This window comes from Streptomyces sp. KL109B, assembly GCF_030766935.1.
In the GTDB taxonomy this organism is placed as follows: domain Bacteria; phylum Actinomycetota; class Actinomycetes; order Streptomycetales; family Streptomycetaceae; genus Streptomyces.
In genome coordinates, this window is record NZ_JASERL010000004.1 from 674,704 (window position 1) to 698,099 (window position 23,396).

Sequence of the window (23,396 nt, forward strand, 5' to 3'; positions counted from 1 at the left end):
GAATCGAGCGTAACGGACATGACGCCCATTTGGGTCAGTCGGTCGCGTAGCCCAGTTCCGCGAGCTTCCGCTCCACGTTCTCGACCTCCCGCCGCATGCCGGCCACCCGGTGCGCGTCGAGCGCCCGCCGGTAGACGTCGACCGCCTCCGGGGTGCGGCCGGCCCGGATCAGCGCGCGGGCGAGATAGCCGAGGGTGATCGCCTCGTTTCCCCGGTAGCCGGAGTCCCGCAGCAGGTCGGCCGCCGCGCGGTGCGAGGCGAGCGCCTCCTCGACCCGCCCGGACCGCTCCTGGACCCCGCCGAGCTTGCTGAAGGCGATGCCCTGGCCGCGCAGGTCGCCCGACGCGTCGGCCAGTTCGGCGGAGTGCCGGTACGCCTCGGCCGCCTCGTCCGTGCGTCCGGCCTCGCGCAGCGCGTCCCCCAGGTAGCCGACGGCCAGCGCCTCACTGGAGCGGTCGCCGAAGCGGTCGGCCAGGTCCCGGGCGCGCGTGGTCACCTTCACGAGGTCGGCCGAGGCGTCCTGTCCGGTCCGCCGCGACCGGGCGCGCAGCACTTCGGACATCCCCACCAGCGAGGACACCGCCTCGTAGCTGTGCTGGTGGGCGACGGCGACATCGACGGCCGCTTCCAGGCACGCGAGCCCCTCGTCGACGCGAGCGTGGTCGTCGCACAGCAGATAGCCGAGCAACTGGTGCGCCCACACCGCGTTCCGGGTGTCGCCCTCGGCGAGGGAGATCGAGGCGGCAAGGCGCAGTTGCTCCTCGGCCTCGGCGTGGTGCGTCCGTCCCTCTGCGCGCAGAGCCCGCCCCAGGGTGCTCCTGGCCCGGCCTTCGGCCCAGCGGTCCCCGACCTCGGCCGCGGACTCCACGGCCGCGAGCGCCAGTCCCAGACCGTCGTACTCCGCGCGGCCCCACATGCCGGCGTAGTCCGCGAGCTGGAGCCGCCCGAGCATGCGCAGCCGCCGACCCGCCGGGCCCGTGAGCCGCTTGGCCGCGACCAGCGCCTGCCCGATCAGGTCCAGCCAGTCGCCGGAGAAGCCCCGCATCACGCAGTACCCGTCGAACGACAGACAGATCTCCGCGGCCCTGTCGAAGTGGCCGTGTTCAGCCGCAAGTTGAGGCACCTGAAGCAACGTCGTGAACTCGCTGTCGAGCAGCCGCACCGCCGCGTTCTTGTCGGCGATGCCGACCCGCTCACCCCGTTCGAGCACGTCCGGCGCCACCGAGCCGAGCAGTCCGGCGGCGGCCCCCAGCACCTCCGCGTAGTGGTCGAGGAGCCGGACCACGGCGGCCGGTTCCGGCTCCCGCTCGGCGACTTCGGCGGCGTACAGGCGCACCAGGTCGTGCATCCGCCAGCGCCGTTCGGACCGCTTGCCGCGGCTCTCCACGAGGTGGGTGCGGCGCAGCGCCTCCAGTTGCCGCCGCGCCGTGCGGGCGTCCGTGCCGAGGAGCTGCCCGACGAGCGCCTCCGAAGCGCCGGGCCCCGGCACCAGGGACAGCAGCCGGAACAGCCGCGCCCGCTCCGCCGGCAGCCTCTCGTACGAGAGCGTGAACGCGGCCCGCACCGAGCGCTGCGCACGCTCCAGCTCGTCCAGACGGTCCCCGGCATCGACCAAGTAGCCGTGGAATTCCCCGAGTTCGAGTTCCAGGTCGTCAGCAAGTCGGGCGGCGACGATCTGCAGCGCAAGCGGCAGCCGCCCGCACAGCTCGACGATCCGCGACGCCGCGTCCGGCTCCTCGGCGACCCGGGGGTCCTCGCCGCCCGCGCTCTGCCGCAGGGCGAGCGCGAGCAGCCGCACGCCCGCCTCCGGGGTGAGGACGTCCAGGGCCACCCGGCGGGCGTCGAGGCCGTCGAGCAGTTCGCGCGAGGTGACCAGCGCGGCCCCGCCGCCGTCCGCCGGGAGCAGCGGCGCGGCCTGGTCGGGATCGGCGGCGTTGTCCACGACGACGAGGAGGGGGTGGCCGCCGTCCGCGTACGCCTTGAGGAGCGTGCGGTACAGGGCCGCCCTGGCGTCGGTGTCCTCGGGCATCTGCTCGGCGGCGACACCGAGCCTGCGCAGCAGCGAGAAGAGCGCGTCGTGCGGGCGTACGGCGCGCTGCCGGTCGTACCCGAAGAGGTCGATGAAGAGCGCCCCGCCGGAAAAGCACTCCTCGGGCCCTGTCATCAAGTGGGCTGCCTGCAGGGCGAGTTCCGTCTTCCCGACGCCACCGAGCCCCGAAATGACGGTGACCCGCGCCGAGTCAGGTTCCGCCCCGGACACGAATCCGCCCACCACGCGCTCCAGGTCCGCGTCGCGCCCGGTGAACGTCTTCCGCGGCGCGGGCAGCCCGCCCAGCGCGGGCAGCATCTCGCGCGGCGTCCGCACCACCACATGGCCGCCCTGGACGACGGGCCCCAGAAACACGCCACCGTCCACGTGGTTGTACGTGGTGTACGAGGACGGTGCGGTAGTGGACACCGGGCCACCCTGCCACCGCCGGGCCGGGCGGGGAAGGGTGTGCCACCATCGACAAAATGGAAGGCCCCGCCGCACCCCTGCCCCAGGCCACCGCCCACCTCGCCCGCCTGCGCCAACTGCGCGCCGCCAAGGACGCCATGGACCGGGACTGGGCCGACGCGGAGCTGAACCTCGACGCGGTGGCGGCCCACGCCGGCTACTCGCGCTCGCACTTCGTCCGCGCGTTCAAGGCGGCGTACGGGCAGACCCCCGGCCAGTACCTCTCGCAGCGCCGCATCGAGCGCGCGGCGGAGATGCTGCGCACCTGCGACCTGACCATCACCGAGATCTGCCACCTGGTCGGCTTCACCGGCCTCGGCACGTTCACCACCCGCTTCAAGCAGCACACGGGCCAGACCCCCGGCGAGTACCGCCGCGAACGCCTCGGCCGCGGCGCCGCCCTCATCCCCGGCTGCTACGCCCTGCTATGGGCAGGCGGCTTCCACCCAACGAGGAACAGCACAACCAGGGACAGCCCGACCAGAGACAGCAATTCTGAGGAAGCCCACTGACAGAACCGCTGCCTACGGTGGAACGGCCACATCGAACACACCGGGAGCCCCCATGATCAAAGGCGTCGGCATCACCACCATCTGGACGCTCGACCAGGAACGTACGAAGACGTTCTTCACCGAGAAGCTCGGCATGGAACTCCGCACCGACATGTCCATGGGCGACTCCCGCTGGATCACCGTGGGCGCCAAGGACCAGCCCGAGTTCGAGTTCGCCCTGATGCGCCCCGACGGCCACGGCGTCGACCCCGAGTCCGCCAAGGCCCTCACCGAACTCGTCGCCAAGGGCGCGATCGGCGGCGGCGCGCTGCGCACCGACGACTGCCGCGGCGACTACGAGACGTTCAGGGCGCGCGGCGTCGAGTTCCTCCAGGAGCCGAAGGAACGCCCGTACGGCATCGAGGCCGTCTTCCGCGACGACAACGGCAACTGGTACTCGCTGACCGAACGCAACGAGGAACTCGACCTCTCCAAGGAGTGGGCGTGACCAGCACCCCCGCCCCCACTCCCGCCCCCGACAACACCGCCGAGCGCTGCGCCCTGTGGCGCGCGATGCACGTCCAGGTCGACGCGGCTCCGCACGTGCTCACGGACGAGGTCGGCCTGCGCCTGCTGGCCCCCGCCCCCGACTGGCGCGAACGCCCCGACATGGAGCCGACGGCGACCCGCGGTTTCCGCGCGGCGATGGTCTCACGGGCCCGCTTCATCGAGGACCTGGTGGAGCAGCAGTCGGCCCGCGGAGTCGACCAGTACGTCATCCTCGGCGCGGGCCTGGACACGCTGGCCCAGCGCCGCCCGGAGCTCGCCGCCCGCCTCGACATCTACGAGGTGGACCAGCCCGCCCCGCAGTCCTGGAAGCGCGCCCGCCTCGAAGCGCTCGGCTACGGGATCCCGCCCCGCCTGCACCTCGTCCCCGTCGACTTCGAGGCCCGGGAGTCCTGGTGGGACGGGCTCACGGCGACCGGTTTCGACCCGCGCCGCCCGGCGCTCGTCGTGTCGACGGGCGTCGCCATGTACCTCACCCGCGAGGCCACGGCCGCCACCCTCGCGCAGACCGCGAAACTGGCCCCGGGCTCGACCCTCGCCCTCTCCTTCATCCTCCCGGCCGACCTCCTCGACGCGACGGACCGCCCCGGTATGGAGACCAGCAAGCAGGGCGCGAGCGCAGCCGGCACCCCGTTCCGCAGCTTCTACACGCCCGAGGACATCCTCACCCTCGCCCACGAGGCAGGCTTCGCAACCACCCACCACGTACCGGGCACGCAACTCGCGACCCGCTACTTCTCGGCCCGCCCGGACGCCCTGCGCCCATCGAGCGGCGAGGACTTCCTCCTGGCCACCACCTGACGCGCGAGCACCTGCCGCGCAAGCGGCGCGCCCTGTGACCCCGAACCCCAACCTGGCTGGGGTTCGGGGTCACAGTGCCTTCAGTGCTGCTGCCGTCGCCGCCGCCAGCCGCTTCAGGTGGCCCTTCGGCAGCTTCGGCGCGCGGACGACCACCGTGCGCCAGTACAGGGGGCCTGAGATCAGGTCGAGTGCCAGTTCCTCGTCGAGGTCCGCGCTCAGCTCGCCGCGGTCCACCGCCGCTCGTACGACGCCGCTCGCCACGCCGTGCTGCCCCTCGCGCAGCGCCTTCTGGAGGGCCTCGGCGATCTCCTCGTTGCGGGCCGCCTCCGCCTGGAGGTCGGGGATGATCTGGCCGGCGACGGGGTGGCGGAGGGCGCGTGAGGTGACCTCGTACAACAGTCGTAGGTCGCCCTCCAGAGTGCCCGTGTCCGGCTGCGGCAGGCCCTGCACCGCTATCGCCGATACCAGGTCGAGGACCAGGTGCAGCTTGGACTTCCAGCGGCGGTAGACCGCCGTCTTCCCGACGCCCGCGCGGCGCGCGATGCCCTCGATGGACATGCGCGCGTAGCCGACCGAGGCCAGTTCCTCGAAGACGGCCGTGCGGATGGCGTCCGTCACGTCCTCGCGCAGGACGGCCGCACCGGCGGGGGCCCGGCGGCGCGTCGGCTTGGGGGAGTCGGCGTTGGTCGGCATATGGCGAATCATAAGGGCGCTGCTGCGCGAGGACGAAACGGTTGCGTTCCGACGTCGATTCGCCCTACTCTCACGTCACGACGATACGGACCCGTCCCGACGTGAACGGCGGGTGAACAGCCGCCGTCACCCCACCCCCGACCGAAAGCAGCGGATGTGAGTCAGGTCCTGGACGCGCCTTCCCCGCAGGAGGCGCCGCGGCCCGTCCCCACCCCGGACGATCCGGCGGCCCTCGCCGCCCGGTACGGGCTGAGCGTCAGCGGCGCGCGGCCCTCCCTGCCCGCCTACGTACGCCAGTTGTGGCAGCGCAGGCACTTCATCTCGTCCTTCTCGACCGCCAAGCTCACCGCCCAGTACAGCCAGGCGAAGCTGGGCCAGGTCTGGCAGGTGCTGACGCCGCTGCTGAACGCGGCGGTCTACTACCTCATCTTCGGCAAGCTCATGGGCACCAGCCGGGGCGTGCCGGACTACATTCCGTTCCTGGTCACGGGCGTGTTCGTGTGGACGTTCACGCAGTCGTCCGTGATGGCGGGGACGAAGGCGATCTCCGGGAGCCTCGGTCTCGTGCGGGCGCTGCACTTCCCGCGTGCCTCGCTCCCGATCTCGTACTGCCTCCAGCAGCTCCAGCAGTTGCTGTTCTCGATGTGCGCGCTCGTGGTGATCCTGCTGGCGACGGGCGTGCCGCCGGCGGTGTCGTGGCTGCTGGCCGTGCCCGCGCTCACGCTGCAGTTCACGTTCAACACCGGGCTGGCGCTGATCATGGCGCGGCTCGGCTCGAAGACCCCGGACCTCGCGCAGCTGATGCCGTTCCTGCTGCGTACGTGGATGTACGCGTCGGGTGTCATGTGGAGCCTGACGCATCTGACGGCCGGGCGGGACGTTCCGGCGGTCGTGACGACGCTGCTTCAGATCAATCCGGCCGCCGTCTACATCGACCTGATGCGCTTCGCGCTCATCGACAGCTTCACCGCCGGTCAACTGCCGCCGCACATCTGGGCGTTGGCGGCCGGCTGGGCGCTGCTCGCCGGGGTCGGCGGGTTCATCTACTTCTGGAAGGCCGAGGAGACGTACGGACGTGGCTGAGAACACCACCGAAGAACAGCGGGTGCCGACCGTCGTCGCCGACAGCGTCGACATCGTCTATCGCGTCAACGGGACGGGAGCCGGTCGCGGCGCCGCCACCGCTGCCCTCAGTCGCATCCTCGGCGGGAAGAAGAAGGCCGAGCGGCGGGCGGGGGTGCGGACCGTGCATGCCGTACGGGGTGTCTCGTTCACCGCGTACCGGGGTGAGGCCATCGGGCTCATCGGCACCAACGGGTCGGGGAAGTCCACCCTGTTGAAGGCCGTCGCCGGGCTGCTGCCCACCGAGAACGGGGCGATCTACACCGACGGGCAGCCCTCGCTGCTCGGTGTGAACGCGGCGCTGATGAACGACCTCACCGGTGAGCGCAATGTGCGGCTCGGGGGGCTCGCGATGGGCATGAGCCCTGGGCAGGTGCGGGAGCGGTACGACGAGATCGTCGACTTCTCGGGGATCAATGAGAAGGGCGACTTCATTACGTTGCCGATGCGCACGTATTCGTCGGGCATGGCGGCCCGGCTGCGGTTCTCCATCGCCGTCGCCAAGGAGCACGACGTACTGCTCATCGACGAGGCGCTCGCCACCGGCGACCGGCCCTTCCAGAAGCGGTCCGAGGCGCGCATCAAGGAGCTGCGCGAGCGGGCCGGGACCGTCTTCCTCGTCAGTCACAGCAACAAGTCCATCCGGGACACCTGCGACCGGGTGCTCTGGCTGGAGCGCGGCGAACTGCGGATGGACGGGCCGACCGAGGACGTCCTCAAGGAGTACGAGGCGTTCAGCAACGCCACCGGTACCGGCAAGGCGAAGGCGAAGAAGGAGAAGGAGAAGGCGAAGGTTCCTGCTGCTGCCTAGCGGCGGGTGCGTAGACGGGGGCGCCCCGAGCCGGATGGATCGGCTCGGGGCGCCCCCGTCTTCGTAGGCCCTTAAGGCCCTAACGGTCCTACGAGTGCGTGCGCAGCAGCGTCCGCATCGTCCGCATGGCGACCGAGAGGTTCGCCAGGTCGAAGGAGTCCGAGCCCTGGATCTCCTCCAGGGTCGAGCGGGCGCGGCCGAGGATCGCCGCGTTCTTCTCCTCCCACGCCTTGAACCGCTGCTCCGGCGTGGACGTGCCGTTGCCCGCCGCCAGTACGTCGGCGGTGAGCGCGGCGTGGGCCGCGTACAGGTCCTCGCGGATGGAGGCGCGGGCCATCGACTGCCAGCGGTCGGAGCGCGGGAGTTCGATGATCCGGTCCATCAGCCGGGTGATGGAGAGGCGGTCGGCGAGGTCGTAGTAGACCTCGGCGACGGCCAGGGCGTCCTTGCCCGTGCGGTCGGCGATCTGGACGATGTCGAGCGTCGGGAAGGCGGACGAGAATCCGGCGACGCGTTCCGCCAGCTCCTCCGGGACCCCGGCCTCCGCCAGTTCGTCGAGGATGCCCTGGTACCACTCGGCGTCGGCGCCGCGCAGCATCTTCGGCAGCTCGGCCCAGACCTTGGTGACGTCCTCCTTGAAGAAGTCGATGGTCTCGGCGAGCTGGAGCGGCTGGGGGCGGTTGTTGAGGAGCCAGCGGGTGCCGCGTTCGACGAGGCGGCGCGAGTGGAGCCGGATCCGGGTCTGGACGTCGGCGGCCACGACGTTGTCGAGTGCCTCGACCGCGTCCCAGACCTCGCCGAGGCCGAAGATTTCGCGCGCGGCGAGCTGCGCCCGCACGATCTCCTCAAGGGACGCGCCCGTCTCCTCACGGAGGCGGTGCAGGAACGTCGAACCGCCCGTGTTCACCGTGTCGTTGACGAGGACCGTCGTGATGATCTCGCGGCGCAGCGCGTGCCCGTCGATCGCGTCCGCGTACTTCTCGCGCAGCGGCTGCGGGAAGTAGGCGTGCAGGAGGCGGCGCAGATACGCGTCGTCCGGCAGCGTCGTCTGGATCAGCTCGTCGGAGGCCGTGATCTTCGTGTACGCGAAGAGGACGGCCAGCTCCGGCTGGCTCAGGCCGCGCCCGGAGTTGAGCAGTTCACGGATCTGCCGGTCGTTCGGCAGGAACTCGAGGCCCCGGTCGAGGTGGCCCTGCTTGCCGAGGCGGCGCATGAACCGCTGGTGGGCGTGGAGCAGGGAAGGCGCCTGGGCGCAGGAGTTGGCCAGCGCCGTGTTCTGCGCGTAGTTGTTGCGCAGCACCAGGTGGCCGACCTCGTCGGTCATGGCGGCGAGCAGCTTGTTGCGCTGCTTGACGGTCATGTCGCCGTCCGACACCAGGCCGTTGAGGAGGATCTTGATGTTGACCTCGACGTCCGAGGTGTTGACGCCGGCGCTGTTGTCGATGGCGTCGGTGTTCACGCGGCCGCCGCCGCGGGCGAACTCGATGCGGCCCAGTTGGGTCGCGCCGAGGTTGCCGCCCTCGCCGATGACCCGGGCGCGCACGTCCTTGCCGTCGACGCGGATCGGGTCGTTGGCCTTGTCGCCGACGTCCGCGTTCGACTCGACCGAGGACTTGACGTACGTACCGATGCCGCCGTTCCACAGCAGGTCGACCGGCGCCTGGAGGATGGCCTTCATCAGCTCGGCCGGGGTCATCTTGGCCTGGCCGGACTCGATGCCGAGGGCCTCGCGGATGTGGGCGTTGAGCTGGATCGACTTGGCGGAGCGCGGGAAGATGCCGCCGCCCGCCGAGATCAGGTCCTTGTTGTAGTCGGCCCACGAGGAGCGCGGCAGCTCGAACATCCGGCGGCGCTCGGCGTAGCCGGTGGCCGCGTCCGGCTTCGGGTCGATGAAGATGTGCCGGTGGTCGAAGGCGGCGACGAGGCGGATGTGCTCGCTCAGCAGCATGCCGTTGCCGAACACGTCGCCGGACATGTCGCCGACGCCGACGACCGTGAAATCCTCGGACTGGGTGTCGACGCCCAGCTCCCGGAAGTGCCGCTTGACGGACTCCCAGGCGCCGCGCGCGGTGATACCCATGCCCTTGTGGTCGTAGCCGGCCGAGCCGCCGGAGGCGAACGCGTCACCGAGCCAGAAGTTGTACGACTCGGCGACCTGGTTCGCGATGTCCGAGAACGACGCCGTGCCCTTGTCGGCCGCGACCACGAGGTACGTGTCGTCCTCGTCGTGCCGCACGACGTCGGCGGGCGGGACCACTTCACCGGCGACCAGGTTGTCGGTGATGTCGAGGAGCGCCGAGATGAAGGTCTTGTACGACGCGATGCCCTCGGCCATCCAGGCGTCGCGGTCCACGCTCGGGTCCGGCAGCTGCTTGGCGACGAAGCCGCCCTTGGCGCCGACCGGCACGATGACGGTGTTCTTCACCATCTGCGCCTTGACCAGGCCGAGGATCTCCGTACGGAAGTCCTCGCGCCGGTCCGACCAGCGCAGGCCACCGCGCGCGACCTTGCCGAAGCGCAGGTGCACGCCCTCGACGCGCGGCGAGTACACCCAGATCTCGTACGCGGGCCGGGGCTCGGGCAGGTCCGGGATGGCCTGCGGGTCGAGCTTCATGGAGACGTACGCGTGCGGCTTGCCGCCCTGCGCCTCCTGGAAGAAGTTCGTGCGCAGCGTCGCCTTGATGACGGTGAGGAAGGAGCGCAGGATGCGGTCCTCGTCGAGCGACGCGACCTGGTCGAGGGCGCCGTCGACCTCTTCGAGGAGGCCGTCGATCAGCTCGGTCCCGGCACGCTGCCGGTCCGGGGACATCCGCGCCTCGAACAGCGACACCAGCAGGCGCGTGGTGTGCACGTTCGTACGGAGGGTGTCCTCCATGTAGTCCTGGCTGAAAGTGGACCCCGCCTGGCGCAGGTACTTGGCGTACGCGCGCAGGACCATCGCCTGCCGCCAGCTCAGGCCGGCGCCGAGGACGAGCGAGTTGAAGCCGTCGTTCTCGGCGAGCCCGGTCCAGGTCGCGGCGAAGGCGTCCTGGAAGCGCTCGCGGCCGTCGGCGCCGAGGTCGTCGCCGTTGCCGTTCGCCGGCTGCGGCATGCGCAGGCCGAAGTCGTAGATCCACGCGGTCTTGCGGTCGCTGCAGCGCAGCTCGTACGGGCGCTCGTCGGTGACCTCGACGCCCAGGCGCTGGAGCACCGGCAGGACGGCGGAGAGGGAGACGGGCGCGCCGATCCGGTAGATCTTGAAGCGGCGCTCGCCGGGGGCCGCGCCCACCGGCTCGTACAGGGAGAGCGCGAAGTCCTGCTGGTCCTGGGCGAGTTGCTCCAGGTGGACGAGGTCGGCGACGGCGGCGCGCGGCGAGTGGTCGGCCTTGTAGCCCTCGGGGAACGCGTGCCCGTAGCGGCGCAGCAGTTCGGCGGCGCGCTCCTCGCCGCACTCGGCGTTCAGCGCCTCCCCGAAGCCGTCGGCCCAGGAGCGGGCGGCCTCGACGAGGCGGGCCTCGATGCGGTCCTTGTCGGCGTCGGAGAGCTCCGGCAGTTCGGTGCCGGGCGCGACGCGGACGACGAAGTGCAGCCGGGAGAGGATCGACTCGGTGTTCCAGGCGGTGAAGTCGACGCTGGTGCCGCCGAGCTCCTCCTTCAGGATGTCGATGATCCGCAGCCGTACGCCGGTGGTGTAGCGGTCGCGCGGCAGGTAGACGAGGGCCGAGTAGTAGCGGCCGTACTCGTCCTGGCGCAGGTAGAGCCGAAGGCGGCGGCGCTCCTGGAGGTAGAGGACGCTCGTCACGATGGAGCGCAGTTCGTCGGCCGGCGTCTGGAACAGCTCGTCGCGCGGGTACGTCTCCAGGATCTGGAGCAGGTCGCGGCCGTCGTGGCTGTTGGGCGAGAACCCGGCGCCCTTGAGGACTTCCTGGACCTTGCGGCGGATGACCGGGACGCGGCGCACGGACTCGGTGTACGCGGCGGAGGAGAACAGGCCGAGGAAGCGGCGCTCGCCGACGACATTGCCCTCGGCGTCGAACTTCTTCACGCCGACGTAGTCGAGGTAGCTCGGCCGGTGCACGGTGGCGCGGCTGTTGGCCTTGGTGAGGACCAGCAGGCGGTGCTCGCGGGCCTTGGCGCGGGCGTCGGCGGGGAGCCGGTTGAAGGACGGGGACACCGGGTGGTGCTCGTCGCGCTCGTGGTGCGGGTCGGAGCGCAGGATGCCGAGTCCGGTGCCGGGCACGGCGGCGAGCGAGTCGTCCTCGGAGAGGTTGTACTCGCGGTAGCCGAGGAACGTGAAGTGGTCGGCGGACAGCCAGCGAAGCAGCTCGCGGGCCTCCTCGACCTCCTGGTCTGGCAGGTCACCGGCGGTCGGCTCGGTCGGCAGCTCCTCGGCGATGCGCAGCGCCGAGTCCCGCATCTTCTCCCAGTCCTCGACGCACTCCCGTACGTCGGACAGGATGCGCAGCAGGTCGGAGGTGATCTGCTTGAGGTCCGCGCGGTCGGTCTCGCGGTCCATCTCGACGTGGATCCACGACTCGGTGAGGACGTCGTGGCCCTCGGCGGAGGCGCCGTCGGGCAGCACTTCGAGCAGCTTGCCGGTGACATCGCGCCGGACGGTGACCTGCGGGTGGATGACGACGTGGATGCCGCGGCCCTGCCGGGACAGCTCGTTCGTCACGGAGTCGACCAGGAACGGCATGTCGTCGGTGACGACCTCGACGACGGAGTGGCTGCACGTCCAGCCGTTCTCCTCGACGGTCGGGGTGTGCACCTTCACGTTGGCGGTGCCCTGCGGGCGGTTCTCCGCGAGGCGGTAGTGCGAGTGTGCGGCGCCGAAGATGTCGACCGGGTCGCGGTCGCTCAGGTCCTCCGGTGCGGTGTGCAGGTAGTAACGCTGGAGGAACGCGAGCACGCCATCGATGTTGTCGGTGGCCTTCGTGCCCTCGCCCGTAGCCCCAGTGGGTAGGTTCCCCCCTACCGGGCTGTTCTCAGCTACCCGGGCGGCCCTGGTGAGCAGCTCGGCTTTGGCTTCGTCCAGCTTGGTCTGCATTGTCCTCTGGCTCCTGTCGCGCGCCGTTGCGAGACGTAGATGTGGCGTAGATGAATCGCTCGGCCTGGCGTCTCGACGCGGGGTGTCCGGTCTGAGACGACGTTATGCCGGGATGGGAGAAGAGCGGACGACAATGCGCCGTTTTCAACGAAAAGGCCATCCGCCCGAAATGATCAGCGGCTGAGCGCCGGGCACGGCCGCTGCTGTGGCAGGCCGTGAGCTCCCGGCGCGGGCAGGGGGCGACGATGCCCCCGCGAGATATCGCGCTGATCACGGGACCCAGGCTATCGCTCTCCAAGGGGGCATCGTCATGAGCCGTATGTGTACAAAACAAGCGGTGGAACTTTGACACTCTGCACAGAACCCCTGAACCCCTTGCGTAGTACGGGCTCTTGCCAGCGGAGCCGCGTGGGGACACGTTGAACTGACGACACGGCGGAATCCGGCGAGGGGAGTGTGTGACCAATGGCACCCAAAATCCTGATCGTCACCGGCGACGCGGCGGAGTCGCTGGAGGTCCTGTACCCGTACCAGCGGCTGCGCGAGGAGGGCTACGAGGTCGACATCGCGGCCCCCACCCGCAAGAAGCTCCAGTTCGTGGTGCACGACTTCGAGCCCGGCTTCGACACGTACACGGAGAAGCCCGGCTACACCTGGCCCGCCGACCTGGCGTTCTCCGAAGTCGATCCGGGCCAGTACGCCGCACTGGTGATCCCGGGCGGCCGGGCGCCGGAGTACCTGCGCGCCGACGCGGAACTCCGCAAGATCATCAAGTCCTTCTTCGACACCGACCGCCCCGTCGCACAGATCTGTCACGGCCCGCTCCTGACGGCGGCGGTGGACGCCCTGCGCGGCCGGCGCGTCACGGCTTACCCGGCGCTCGAACCGGACATGCAGTCGGCGGGCGCGACCTTCCAGGACGCGGAGGCCGTCGTCGACGGCACCCTGGTCTCCGCCCGCGCCTGGCCGGACCACTCGATGTGGATGCGGGAGTTCCTTACGGTGCTGCGCGCGAAGGCACCCGCGGTGGGCTGAGGCGGCGGACTGAGAGGTGCGGTGGCTGCCCCGCCGACGAGGGCAGCCACCGAAACGCGCGCCGTTCCGCACGCGGCGGCGACGAGGGGCCGATGCCACGACAGCCGTGGGGAGTTGACCATTGCCGTCCGGCCCCCTGCCGCGCTTTACGCCCGGAACACGCGACACCCGTACACCCTGCCGCGCCCGCCGGGGCCCCGACATCGGTATTGGCGGGGAGCGGTATACGCATATGGGCGTAGGGGCGGGGATCCGTATACCTACATGTCAGTTGACCATCAAGCGGCGGCTGGCCACCTTCAAGCCCCTGCGGCGATTGAGCAGCGGGGTCCGGGGCAGCGCCCCGCGACCGCAACCCCTCACCGGCTACACCCGATCCGCCCGCTCCCCGGCGGAGCCAGACGCGATCGACGGAATCTCCGTCCTCGACCCCACCCCCAACTTCGCCAAAATATGCTCCACATGCGCATCCGCGGTCCGCTTCGAAATCACCAACCGCTCCGCGATCTCCCGGTTCGACAACCCCTCCGCCACCAGCACCGCGACCTCCCGCTCCCGCCGGGTCAGCGCATCCACCCCACCCCCACGCGCCGCAGGCCCCGGCACCGCCACCGGCGCGGGCGCATCGGCCCCCGCCCGCACCGCCTCCAGCACCCGCGACCCCGAAAGCCGCGCCCCCACCTCCCACCACCGCCGGAACTCGTCCGCCCCCAGCGCCCCCCGCACGGCCGCCCGCACCGCCTCCTGCTCCTCGAACAGCGACGGCAGCATCCCCACCGGGTCCCCGCCCCCGAGCCGCCGCGCGTTCTCCGCGTACCCAAGGAGCCACGCCGCCCGCACATGCCGCTTCTCGCGCGCGGCGGACCACGCGAGCCCGAGGCAGCACAGCGCCGCGATCAGCACCTCGTCGATTTCGGCGGCGGCCTCCAGGCCCCGGCACAGCGAGGCGACGGCGCCCTCCCGCTCCCCGGCGAGCCAGCGGATCAGGCCCTGCACCATGAGCGTGGACGCGAGCAGCTGCCGCTCCCCCGTGCCCTCCAGGTAGGCGAGCCCCGTACGGCACAGGTCGAGCGCGCCGTCCGTGTCCCCGAGTACGCCGAGCAGCAGCGCCCCTTCGTAGTGGATGACGCCGATGCCGAGCCCGTCGCCTCGCGCCACGAGCCGCTGCCGCGCGCCCTCCAGCGCTTCGAGCCCGTCCGGCTCCCCGCACAGCGCGCCGAGCCCGCCCAGATACGCCTCGCAGAACAGCTCCACCCGGTCGTTCCCCGAGCGGCGGGAGATGTCCACAGCCCGGTGGAAAAGTTCGAGCGCGCCCGGCAGATCGCCCCGCCACACCGAGAACAGGGCGATCATGAACCAGCCCCAGGCCTGCTCCTGCCCCACCTCGTCGAGGAGCGCGAGCCCCTTCTCGATCCAGTAGCGCCCCTCGGAGAGCAGCCCGACCGCCCGCCAGTACGGCCCGAGCTGCGCCGCGAACCACAGCCCCGCGGCCACCGACTCGGGGCTCCCGCTCCGGTACGCGTACTCCAGCGCGGCCCGCACATCGGCCTGCGCCGCGCGCAGCACCCGGTAGTGGCCGACCTGCTCGGACGTCAGGAAGCTGTCCCAGTAGCGCTGCCCGAGCTCCCGGTGGTACGCGGAGTGCCGCTGCCGCACCGCGTCCGCCTGCCCCGTCTCCTCCAGCCATTCGGCGCCGTACTCACGGATGGTGTCGAGCATCCGGTACCGGCTGCCGTTCTCCCCGATCCGCTGCACGACGGACTTGTCGACGAGCCCGATGAGCTGTTCGAGCACATCACCGCCCGCCAACTCCCCTCCCGCGCCCACGACTTCGGCGGCGGCCAGCTCGAAGGACCCGGCGAAGACGGAGAGCCGCGCCCACAGCAGCCGCTCCTCGGGCGTGCACAGCTCGTGCGACCAGCCGATGGCCGTACGCAGCGTCTGGTGCCGGGTCAGCGCGGTGCGCCGGCCGCCGGTGAGCACTTCGAAGCGCTGCCCGAGCCGCTGCACGAGGTGTTCGAGCGGCACCGCCCGCAGCCGCACCGCGGCCAGCTCGATGGCGAGCGGAATGCCGTCCAAACGCCGTGCGAGCGCCGCGAGTTGCTCCCGGTTCGCCTCGTCCACGGCGAAGCCGGGCACCACGGCGGAGGCCCGCTGCACGAACAGTTCGAGCGCGTCGTCGGGGGCGAGCGGCGCGATGGCGCAGCAGCGCTCCCCCGGCACGTCGAGCGGCTGCCTGCTGGTGGCGAGCACATGGACGCCCGCGGCCTCCCGCAGCAGTACGTCGGTGAGCATGGCGCAGGCGTCGACCAGGTGCTCGCACGTGTCGAGGACGATGAGCAGCCGCCGCTCCCGAAGGTGCGCGACGACGGCGTCGAGCGGCTCCATGCCCGCCTGTTCGGGCAGTTCGAGCACGGCCGCGAGCGTCACGGGGATCAACTCCGGGTCGCGCAGGGCGCTCAGCTCGACGAGCCACACCCCGTCCGGGAACCGCTCGGCCGCGCCGGCCGCGGCCCGCAGCGCCGTACGGCTCTTGCCCACTCCGCCGGGGCCCACGAGGGTCACGAGGCGGGAGCGCTCGAACCCGGCCCGCACCTCGGCCAGTTCGGCCGCCCTGCCGACGAATGTGGTGACCTCTACGGGGAGTTGACCGCCCCGCCGCTGACCGAACCCGAACCCCATGGCTCTCGCCCCTGTCACATCGCCGCGCCAGTGATCCCAGCACAGAGTACGCAGTTGACAGCGGAGCGTGAACTGACTCCGTGCAAAAGACAGCGGATTCGGAGCGGTTGACCGCTTGCGGTTGACCGTCCCTGGTTGACCGCCTCTGGTTGACCGCTTCCGGCTTACGGCTTCCGGGCGGCGGGTCCGCCTCAGGCCGCCGCGGCCATCCGCTCAGCCTCGCGCACCGCGTCCGCCAAAGAGTCGACGACGGGCGCGCCCACCCCTTCGAGGCTGGCCCTGCTGTGCGAGCCACCGGTGTAGAGCACGGCTTGCGCGCCCGCGGCGAGCGCGGCCACCGCGTCGTCGGCGGCGTCGCCGATGACCACGGTCCGCTCCGGGGCCACACCGTCGAGCACGCCGAGGTGGCGCACCATGTGCTCGGCCTTGCTGCCGCCGGAGGGCCCGGTCCGTCCGTCGACGCGCACGAACCGCTCGGCGATCCCGAACCGCCGTACCAGCGGCATGAGTTCCTCGTGCCCGTACATGCTGAGGATGGACTGGCTGCGCCCGGAGTCCTGCCAGCCGGCGAGCAGCCGCTCGACCCCCTCGGCGAGCCCGCAGTCGCGCGCGTGCCGCGCGTAGTGCTCGTGGAACGCCCCGTCCATCTCGGCCCACTCGTCCTCGGTGGGCAGCCGGCCCATCAGCCGCTCGTAGAACTTCGGGATCGGTATGCAGTACAGCTCGCGGTACTTCTCCAGCGTGATCGGCGCGAGTCCGACGGCGGCGAAGGCGGCGTTGCTGGCGCGTATGACGGCGTCGATGTCGTGGAACAGCGTGCCGTTCCAGTCCCAGACGATGTGTGTGGCTGCGTGCTTCCCCATGCCAGGAACCTACCCGCCGCCTACGACAGTCCAGTCAGCGGTCGCTGTCGCCCACGAGGCCCGGGATCTCCTGCGTGGCGAACCACAGCAGGTCGTGGTCCTCGGCCCCGTCCACGACGAACTGCGCGTCGTCGTCGCCCTTGTCGGCCGCGGCGAGCGCCGCCGCGGCGGCCGTGACATCGGCGTCGGCGTCACCGGAGTCGACGTGCACGGCGGCGGCCTTCGCCAGCGGCACGGCCTCGCGCACCGTCAGCTCGCCGAGCGCGGCGGGGTCGAGCCCGCGGTCCGGGTCGGCGACGGCGGACCGGTCGGGGACGTCCACGGCGACGACGACCCGGCGGCGCGCGGCCTCGGGGTCGGCGGCGACGAGGCGCAGCGAGGCGAGCGCGGCCCGGTTGAGTGCCGCGTACTCCAGCTCCTCGATGTCGTCGGACAGGTACCACTCGCGCAGCGCGGGCGTCACGGCGAAGGCGGTGACGGGCGCGGGCCCGATCTCGCCGGCCCGGTACGCCTCTGCGAGTCGAGGCAGGGACAGAGGTACGTACACGCGCATGGTCCGGCTGCTTTCTGGTCTGGACGGAGGCGGCCTTCCGGCCTGTGGCCGGAAGGGTTTCAGGATACGGGTGGGAGTCCTCCTCCGGCCGTCCCCCTTCGGGCCGCCGCCCGTGCCCGTCCGGGCGTCAACAGCCGCCCGCCTCCGACTCCCGTACGCCCCCGGGAACGCGGCCTCCGCGCCGCCCCGGCCACCCTGATGAGCGAACCCGCCGCCGCGCCCGCGCCCCGCCCACCGGCTCTTGCCGCCGCGCTCCCCGGCCTCGTACAAGATCCCCTACGAGGAGTTACTCACCGGTATCCGGAGGCGATGTCACCGTGCAGAACATGCAGAACATGCAGAACCTGCAGAACACACAGAACGTGCAGAAGGTGCTTTCCAAGCGGGACCCGCGGCGAGTCACCACCCGTCCCCCGAACCGCAGGGACCCCCGCCGCCCCACCGAACGCCGCAGGTCGCCCCAGCCCCCGCCGCACCCCACAGAGCACTTCACCCAGCTGCTGCTCCTGGTGCTCGGCGGCCACCGGCCCCCGCACTGGTTCGCCCGCCACACGGCCGACCGGGCCTACGACGACCTGCTGTGGCTGGTCGACCGCCGCCCGCTCGGCACGACGGGCCCCCGCCCCACGGTGCACGACATCGGCCACTGCGCACTCTCCGCGTACGTCTATGAGGTGTTCGCCCGCATCGCGGTGGGCCCGCGGCTGCACGCCCTGGCCTTCCGCCTGCATCTGCACAGCGACCGGCGCTGGCGCGTCACGGCGGTGGAACTGGACGGCCGCCCACCGAGGGACACGTACGACACCGCTTGAACGCGAACGGTGGGCCGGGCACCCTGTGCCCGGCCCACCGTCGTCGTCAGCTCGACGTCACTTCTTGCGACGGCGACCCTTCTGCTGCTTGCGCCGCTCCGCGCGGGTCAGGCCGTCCGCCTCGGAGCGCGTGGGCCCGCCGCCCTCGGTCACGAAGTCGCCCTCGTCGACGCCGCCCTCGGCGTTCGGCGCCTGGAAGTGCAGCCGGTCGGGCCGCTGCGGAGTGTCCAGGCCCTTGGCCCGGATCTCCGGCCGGGACCCGGCCTGAGCGGGCACGGCGTCCTGCTTCTCCAGGTTCGCGGCCGGCGCCGCGTCCTCGACCGGGACCTCCTCGACCTGCTGCTCGACCTGGACCTCCAGGTTGAACAGGTAGCCGACGGACTCCTCCTTGATGCCCTCCATCATGGCGGTGAACATGTCGAAGCCCTCGCGCTGGTACTCGACCAGCGGGTCCTTCTGCGCCATGGCGCGCAGGCCGATGCCCTCCTGGAGGTAGTCCATCTCGTAGAGGTGCTCACGCCACTTGCGGTCCAGGACGGACAGCACCACGCGGCGCTCCAGCTCACGCATGATCTCGGAGCCGAGCTGCTCCTCGCGCGCCTCGTACTGCGCGTGGATGTCGTCCTTGACGGCCTCGCCGATGAACTCGGCGGTGAGACCCGCGCGGTCCCCGACCTCGTCCTCCAGCTCCTCCACGGTGACCTTGATCGGGTAGAGCTGCTTGAAGGCGCCCCACAGCCGGTCGAGGTCCCACTCCTCGGCGAAGCCCTCGGCGGTCTCGGCGCCGATGTACGCGTCGATCGTGTCGTCCATGAAGTGCTGCACCTGCTCGTGCAGGTCCTCGCCCTCCAGGACGCGGCGGCGCTCGCCGTAGATGACCTCGCGCTGCCGGTTGAGCACCTCGTCGTACTTCAGGACGTTCTTGCGCGTCTCGAAGTTCTGCTGCTCGACCTGCGACTGCGCGGAGGCGATGGCGCGGGTCACCATCTTGTTCTCGATCGGCACGTCGTCCGGCACGTTCGCCATCGACATCACGCGCTCGACCATCTGCGCCTTGAAGAGCCGCATGAGGTCGTCGCCGAGGGAGAGGTAGAAACGGGACTCACCGGGGTCGCCCTGACGGCCACTGCGACCGCGCAGCTGGTTGTCGATACGCCGCGACTCGTGCCGCTCCGTGCCGAGCACGTAGAGCCCGCCGAGGTCCGTGACCTCCTCGAACTCGGCCCGCACCGCTTCCTCGGCCTTCTCCAGGGCGGCGGGCAGCGCGGCCGCCCACTCCTCGACGTGCTCGACGGGGTCGAGCCCGGCCTGACGCAGCTCCGCCTCGGCGAGGTCGTCGGGGTTGCCGCCGAGCTTGATGTCGGTACCACGCCCTGCCATGTTCGTGGCGACGGTGACGGCGCCCTTGCGGCCGGCCTGGGCGACGATCGTCGCCTCGCGGTCGTGCTGCTTCGCGTTCAGCACTTCGTGCTGAACCCCGCGCTTGGACAGCTGCTGCGAGAGGTACTCGGACTTCTCCACGGAGGTCGTACCGACGAGGATCGGCTGCCCCTTGCCGTGCTTCTCGGCGATGTCGTCGACCACCGCGTCGAACTTGGCGACCTCGGTGCGGTAGATCAGGTCGGCCTGGTCCATGCGGATCATGGGCTTGTTGGTCGGGATCGGGACGACGCCGAGCTTGTAGATCTGGTGGAACTCGGCGGCCTCGGTCATCGCCGTACCGGTCATGCCGGAGAGCTTGTCGTAGAGCCGGAAGAAGTTCTGCAGGGTGATGGTCGCCAGGGTCTGATTCTCATCCTTGATGTCGACCCCTTCCTTCGCCTCGATCGCCTGGTGCATGCCCTCGTTGTAGCGGCGGCCGGCGAGGATACGGCCGGTGTGCTCGTCGACGATCATGACTTCGCCGTCGATGACGACGTAGTCCTTGTCCTTCTTGAAGAGCTCCTTGGCCTTGATGGCGTTGTTGAGGTACCCCACCAGCGGCGTATTCACCGACTCGTAGAGGTTCTCGATGCCGAGCCAGTCCTCGACCTTGGCGACGCCGGGCTCGTGGATACCCACGGTCCGCTTCTTCTCGTCGACCTCGTAGTCGCCGGTCTCCTCGATGCCCTTCATCTGGTTGCCCGCCTCGCCCTTCTTGAGGCGCGTGACCAGCTTGGCGAAGTCGCCGTACCACTTGGTGGCCTGGTCGGCGGGGCCGGAGATGATCAGCGGCGTACGGGCCTCGTCGACGAGGATGGAGTCGACCTCGTCGACCACCGCGAAGTTGTGGCCGCGCTGGACGAGCTCGTCCTGGGACCACGCCATGTTGTCGCGGAGGTAGTCGAAGCCGAACTCGTTGTTCGTGCCGTACGTGATGTCGCAGTTGTACTGCTCGCGGCGCTGCGCCGGATTCATATTGGCGAGGATGCAGCCGACGGACAGACCCAGGAACTTGTGGACCCGGCCCATCATCTCGGAGTCGCGCTCGGCCAGGTAGTCGTTCACCGTGATCAGGTGGACGCCCTTGCCGGACAGCGCGTTCAGGTACGTCGGCAGCGTGCCGACGAGGGTCTTGCCCTCACCGGTCTTCATCTCCGCGACGTAGCCGAGGTGGAGCGCTGCGCCACCCATCAGCTGCACGTCGTAGGGGCGCTGGCCCAGCACGCGCCGAGCGGCCTCACGGACGGTGGCGAAGGCCTCGGGCAGCAGGTCGTCCAGGGTCTCCCCGTCCTCCAACCGCTGCTTGTACTCGTCCGTGAGTGCGCGCAGCTCGGCGTCGGAGAGACTCTCGAAGTCCTCTTCGATGGAGTTGACCTGGTCCGCGATGCGGTGCAGCTTGCGCAGGATCTTGCCTTCGCCTGCACGCATGATCTTCTGGAGGACGGACACGGGGGTTGGTCTCCTTGCCGGTCGGGCCTGGCACGGTCGGTTTTCTCCGAGAACTTCTCGGTACTACTGGGAACTACTCGGTACTACTGGGGACTACTAGAGCAACGGCCATCGTATGCGAGGACCCCACCGTGCCGGGAGGTCTGCCATCACGTCCAACGCACGGGCCGCCGCGAAGGTGCCGGTACCGGCCATGAAAAGTCATGGCGCGCCCGCCGCGTGCCGAGCAGAATCGGCCGATGGATCCCGTGACGCTGACCACCGACCGCCTGCAGCTGCGCACATTCGTGCCCGCCGACATCGACGAGGTGTACGTCGCGGCCCAGGACCCCGACATCCAGCGCTGGACCACGATCCCTTCCCCCTACGCGCGCGTGGACGCCGAATACTTCATCAACCGGGTCGTCGCGGACGGCTGGCGCGGTGACACGGAGTACACCTTCGCGATACGCACGGAGGAGCGCGGCCCGGTGGTCGGCGCGATCTCCCTCCACCACCCGCGCGCGGGCGGCTGGGAAATCGGCTTCTGGACGGCGAAACAGTTCCGCGGCCGCGGCTACATGACGGAGGCCGCCCTGGCCGTCGCCCGCTGGGCCTTCACCGACCTCTCCTGTACGCGCCTGGAGTGGCGCGCGGAGGTCGGCAACGTCGGCTCCCTCACGGTGGCCGAACGCACCGGCTTCACCATGGAGGGCACGCTCCGCGCGGCCCTCCCGAACAAGGGCACCCTCCGCGACTGCTGGCTCGCCTCCCTCCTCCCCACCGACCTCCACCTCCCCTCCCCCCTCCCTTACCTCCCATCCCCCTGACCTCCCCTGACCTCCCATCCCCCTGACCTCCCCTCCCTCCCTTCCCCTTGACCTACCTCCCTCCCCCGACTCCCCACCACTGACGCCAGCCCGCCACCCCGCCTCCGCCACGCGAAACGGCAGCCACCACCACCTCCGGCACCCCGCCTCCGCCACACGGGACGGCAGGCCGCCACCGCCTCGGGCACCCCGCCACCCCGACTCCCCACCCCAGACGACAGCCTCACCGCCACCGCCTTGCGCACCCCGCCACCCCGACTCCCCACCCCAGACGACAGCCTCAGCCGCCACCGCCTTGGGCAATCTGCCGCCAAGGGCGGCAGGGTGGGCAAGGCGGCCCCCGGCGCCGGGCAGGCGCTACGCGCGGCGCCCACCCCGTCGCGGCCCAAAACCCCCGACGCACGCAGGCGCACCCCGTGGCGCCCACCCCGTCGCAGCCCAAAAACCCCGCCCCGCGCAGGCCCCACACCCCACACCCACCCCGTTGTCAGTGCCGCCCCCTATCGTTCCGGCCATGACGACCCCGCCGCGTCCCACCGCAACCTTGTCCGCCGCCGAAGCCCGCCGCATCGCCCTGCGCGCCCAAGGCTTCCTCGGCGCCCCCGACCGCAAGGCCGGAGTCCGTGGCGTCCTGCGCCACCTCGGCGCGGTCCAGCTCGACACGATCTCCGTACTCGCCCGCTCCCACGAGCTGATCCCCTACGCCCGCCTGGGCGCGATCCCCCGCACCAAGATCGAATCCGCGTACTGGACCCCCGGCACGAGCACAGGCACAGGCACAAGCACCGGCACCGGCACCGGCACCGGCACCGGCACCGGCACCACCCCCACCCCACACGCCTTCGAGTACTGGTCCCACGCCGCCTGCGTCCTCCCCATCGAAGAGTGGCCCCACTTCGCCTTCCGCCGCCGCGCCTACCGCTCCCGCCCCCACTGGCACCACCACCTCCCCGACGGCGCCTACGACCAGGTGATCAAGCAACTCCGCGCCGAAGGCCCCCTCACCGCCACGGAGTTGGGAGGCGCCAAGAACAAGGGCGAATGGTGGGACTGGTCCGAGTCCAAGATCGCCGTCGAGCGCGCGCTGATGTACGGCGAGGTGGTCTGCGTGGAGCGCCGCGGCTGGAAGCGCGTCTACGACCTGGCGGAGCGCGCGATCCCCGCCCCCCTCCGCCACGACGACCTGGACGACACCGAGTGCGTCCGCCGCCTCGTCCGCCAGGCCGGCGAGGCCCTCGGCGTGGGCACGCGCTCGGACATCGCTGACTACCACCGCCTGAAGAGCGAACAGTTCGACGCGGTGATCGAGGACACCGGCCTCGTCCCCGTCACCGTAGAAGGCTGGGACGGCAAAGCGGCCTGGGCCGACCCGGCAGCCCTGGCCTCATCCCCGCGCGGCCGCCACCGCACCACGCTCCTGTCCCCCTTCGACTCCCTGATCTGGGAACGGGCCCGTACGGAGCGGATCTTCGGCTTCACGCACCGCCTGGAGGCGTACGTCCCCAAGCCGAAGCGGATCCACGGCTACTTCGCGATGCCGGTCCTCTCCGGCGGCCGGCTGGTGGGCCGCGTCGACCCCGCGCGCGCAGGCAGCACGCTGGTCGCCAAACAGGTCTCCCTGGACGGCCCGAAGGCCGTACCTGCGGTGGCGGCGGCCCTCCTCGAAGCGGCGAACTGGGTCGGCTGCGACAGCGTACGAGTGGAACGCATGGACTCGCCCCCCTTGAAGCAGGCCCTGCTCAAGGCCCTGCCCTAGGGAC

At 70.8% G+C, this 23,396-nt stretch carries 16 protein-coding genes; 9 read left to right on the forward strand and 7 right to left on the reverse strand.

Annotated elements, in window-relative coordinates:
* Positions 1-34: 34 nt before the first annotated feature.
* Entirely contained in the window at positions 35-2,458 is a 2,424-nt protein-coding gene (locus RBJ65_RS17665) for a tetratricopeptide repeat protein (protein WP_306324196.1), read from the reverse strand.
* 137 nt (positions 2,459-2,595) lie between these two features.
* Between RBJ65_RS17665 and RBJ65_RS17670 the strand changes: the two genes are divergently transcribed.
* From RBJ65_RS17670 to RBJ65_RS17680, 3 genes are read left to right on the forward strand one after another with little or no spacing between them, the layout of a single operon-like run.
* The gene (locus tag RBJ65_RS17670) at positions 2,596-3,009 is read left to right on the forward strand and encodes a helix-turn-helix transcriptional regulator (protein WP_306324206.1); all 414 of its coding nucleotides are present in this window, start codon (positions 2,596-2,598) and stop codon (positions 3,007-3,009) included.
* Positions 3,010-3,061: 52 nt separating this feature from the next.
* Positions 3,062-3,496, forward strand: coding sequence for a VOC family protein (locus RBJ65_RS17675; protein WP_306324195.1), 435 nt, complete (start codon positions 3,062-3,064; stop codon positions 3,494-3,496).
* Complete coding sequence (locus RBJ65_RS17680; RefSeq protein WP_306324194.1) at positions 3,493-4,356, forward strand: class I SAM-dependent methyltransferase; 864 nt, start codon at positions 3,493-3,495, stop codon at positions 4,354-4,356. The genes RBJ65_RS17675 and RBJ65_RS17680 overlap by 4 nt, the downstream gene beginning before the upstream one ends.
* A gap of 69 nt (positions 4,357-4,425) precedes the next feature.
* Here RBJ65_RS17680 and RBJ65_RS17685 read toward each other — a convergent pair whose 3' ends face one another.
* Complete coding sequence (locus RBJ65_RS17685; RefSeq protein ID WP_306324193.1) at positions 4,426-5,049, reverse strand: TetR/AcrR family transcriptional regulator; 624 nt, start codon at positions 5,047-5,049, stop codon at positions 4,426-4,428.
* Between the two features lie 156 nt (positions 5,050-5,205).
* Here RBJ65_RS17685 and RBJ65_RS17690 point away from each other — a divergent pair, with 156 nt between their 5' ends.
* Together RBJ65_RS17690 and RBJ65_RS17695 are read left to right on the forward strand one after the other, a co-directional pair.
* The gene (locus RBJ65_RS17690) at positions 5,206-6,132 is read left to right on the forward strand and encodes an ABC transporter permease (protein WP_372341467.1); all 927 of its coding nucleotides are present in this window, start codon (positions 5,206-5,208) and stop codon (positions 6,130-6,132) included.
* Positions 6,125-6,982, forward strand: a complete 858-nt coding sequence (locus tag RBJ65_RS17695; RefSeq protein ID WP_306324192.1) for an ABC transporter ATP-binding protein — start codon at positions 6,125-6,127, stop codon at positions 6,980-6,982. Before RBJ65_RS17690 ends, RBJ65_RS17695 begins: the two co-directional genes overlap by 8 nt.
* Positions 6,983-7,070: 88 nt before the next feature.
* Here RBJ65_RS17695 and RBJ65_RS17700 read toward each other — a convergent pair whose 3' ends face one another.
* Positions 7,071-12,011, reverse strand: a complete 4,941-nt coding sequence (locus tag RBJ65_RS17700) for an NAD-glutamate dehydrogenase (protein WP_306324191.1) — start codon at positions 12,009-12,011, stop codon at positions 7,071-7,073.
* A gap of 465 nt (positions 12,012-12,476) precedes the next feature.
* Here RBJ65_RS17700 and RBJ65_RS17705 point away from each other — a divergent pair, with 465 nt between their 5' ends.
* Complete coding sequence (locus RBJ65_RS17705; protein WP_306324190.1) at positions 12,477-13,046, forward strand: DJ-1/PfpI family protein; 570 nt, start codon at positions 12,477-12,479, stop codon at positions 13,044-13,046.
* A 366-nt stretch (positions 13,047-13,412) separates the two neighbouring features.
* On the opposite strand, the gene RBJ65_RS17710 is transcribed toward RBJ65_RS17705, so the two are convergent.
* The 3 genes from RBJ65_RS17710 to RBJ65_RS17720 form a co-directional block, all read right to left on the reverse strand.
* Positions 13,413-15,728 (reverse strand): LuxR C-terminal-related transcriptional regulator, encoded by a 2,316-nt coding sequence (locus RBJ65_RS17710; protein WP_306324189.1) that lies wholly within the window; start codon positions 15,726-15,728, stop codon positions 13,413-13,415.
* Between the two features lie 191 nt (positions 15,729-15,919).
* Positions 15,920-16,591 (reverse strand): HAD family hydrolase, encoded by a 672-nt coding sequence (locus tag RBJ65_RS17715; RefSeq protein WP_306324188.1) that lies wholly within the window; start codon positions 16,589-16,591, stop codon positions 15,920-15,922.
* Positions 16,592-16,625: 34 nt separating this feature from the next.
* Positions 16,626-17,144 carry a hypothetical protein gene (locus RBJ65_RS17720; RefSeq protein WP_306324187.1) on the reverse strand — a complete coding sequence of 173 codons (519 nt, stop codon included), beginning with the start codon at positions 17,142-17,144 and terminating at the stop codon, positions 16,626-16,628.
* A gap of 326 nt (positions 17,145-17,470) precedes the next feature.
* On the opposite strand from RBJ65_RS17720, the gene RBJ65_RS17725 reads away from it, so the two are divergent.
* Entirely contained in the window at positions 17,471-17,956 is a 486-nt protein-coding gene (locus tag RBJ65_RS17725; protein WP_306324186.1) for an Rv3235 family protein, read from the forward strand.
* 57 nt (positions 17,957-18,013) lie between these two features.
* Here the strand turns inward: RBJ65_RS17725 and secA are convergent, their stop codons facing one another.
* Entirely contained in the window at positions 18,014-20,827 is a 2,814-nt protein-coding gene (gene secA, locus RBJ65_RS17730) for a preprotein translocase subunit SecA (RefSeq protein ID WP_306324185.1), read from the reverse strand.
* A 239-nt stretch (positions 20,828-21,066) separates the two neighbouring features.
* Between secA and RBJ65_RS17735 the strand changes: the two genes are divergently transcribed.
* Both RBJ65_RS17735 and RBJ65_RS17740 read left to right on the forward strand, forming a co-directional pair.
* A complete protein-coding gene (locus tag RBJ65_RS17735) occupies positions 21,067-21,636 on the forward strand; it encodes a GNAT family N-acetyltransferase (protein ID WP_306324184.1) in 570 nt (189 codons plus the stop codon).
* A 514-nt stretch (positions 21,637-22,150) separates the two neighbouring features.
* On the forward strand, positions 22,151-23,392 hold the full coding sequence (locus RBJ65_RS17740; protein ID WP_306324353.1) for a winged helix-turn-helix domain-containing protein: 1,242 nt from the start codon (positions 22,151-22,153) through the stop codon (positions 23,390-23,392).
* Positions 23,393-23,396 lie beyond the last annotated feature (4 nt).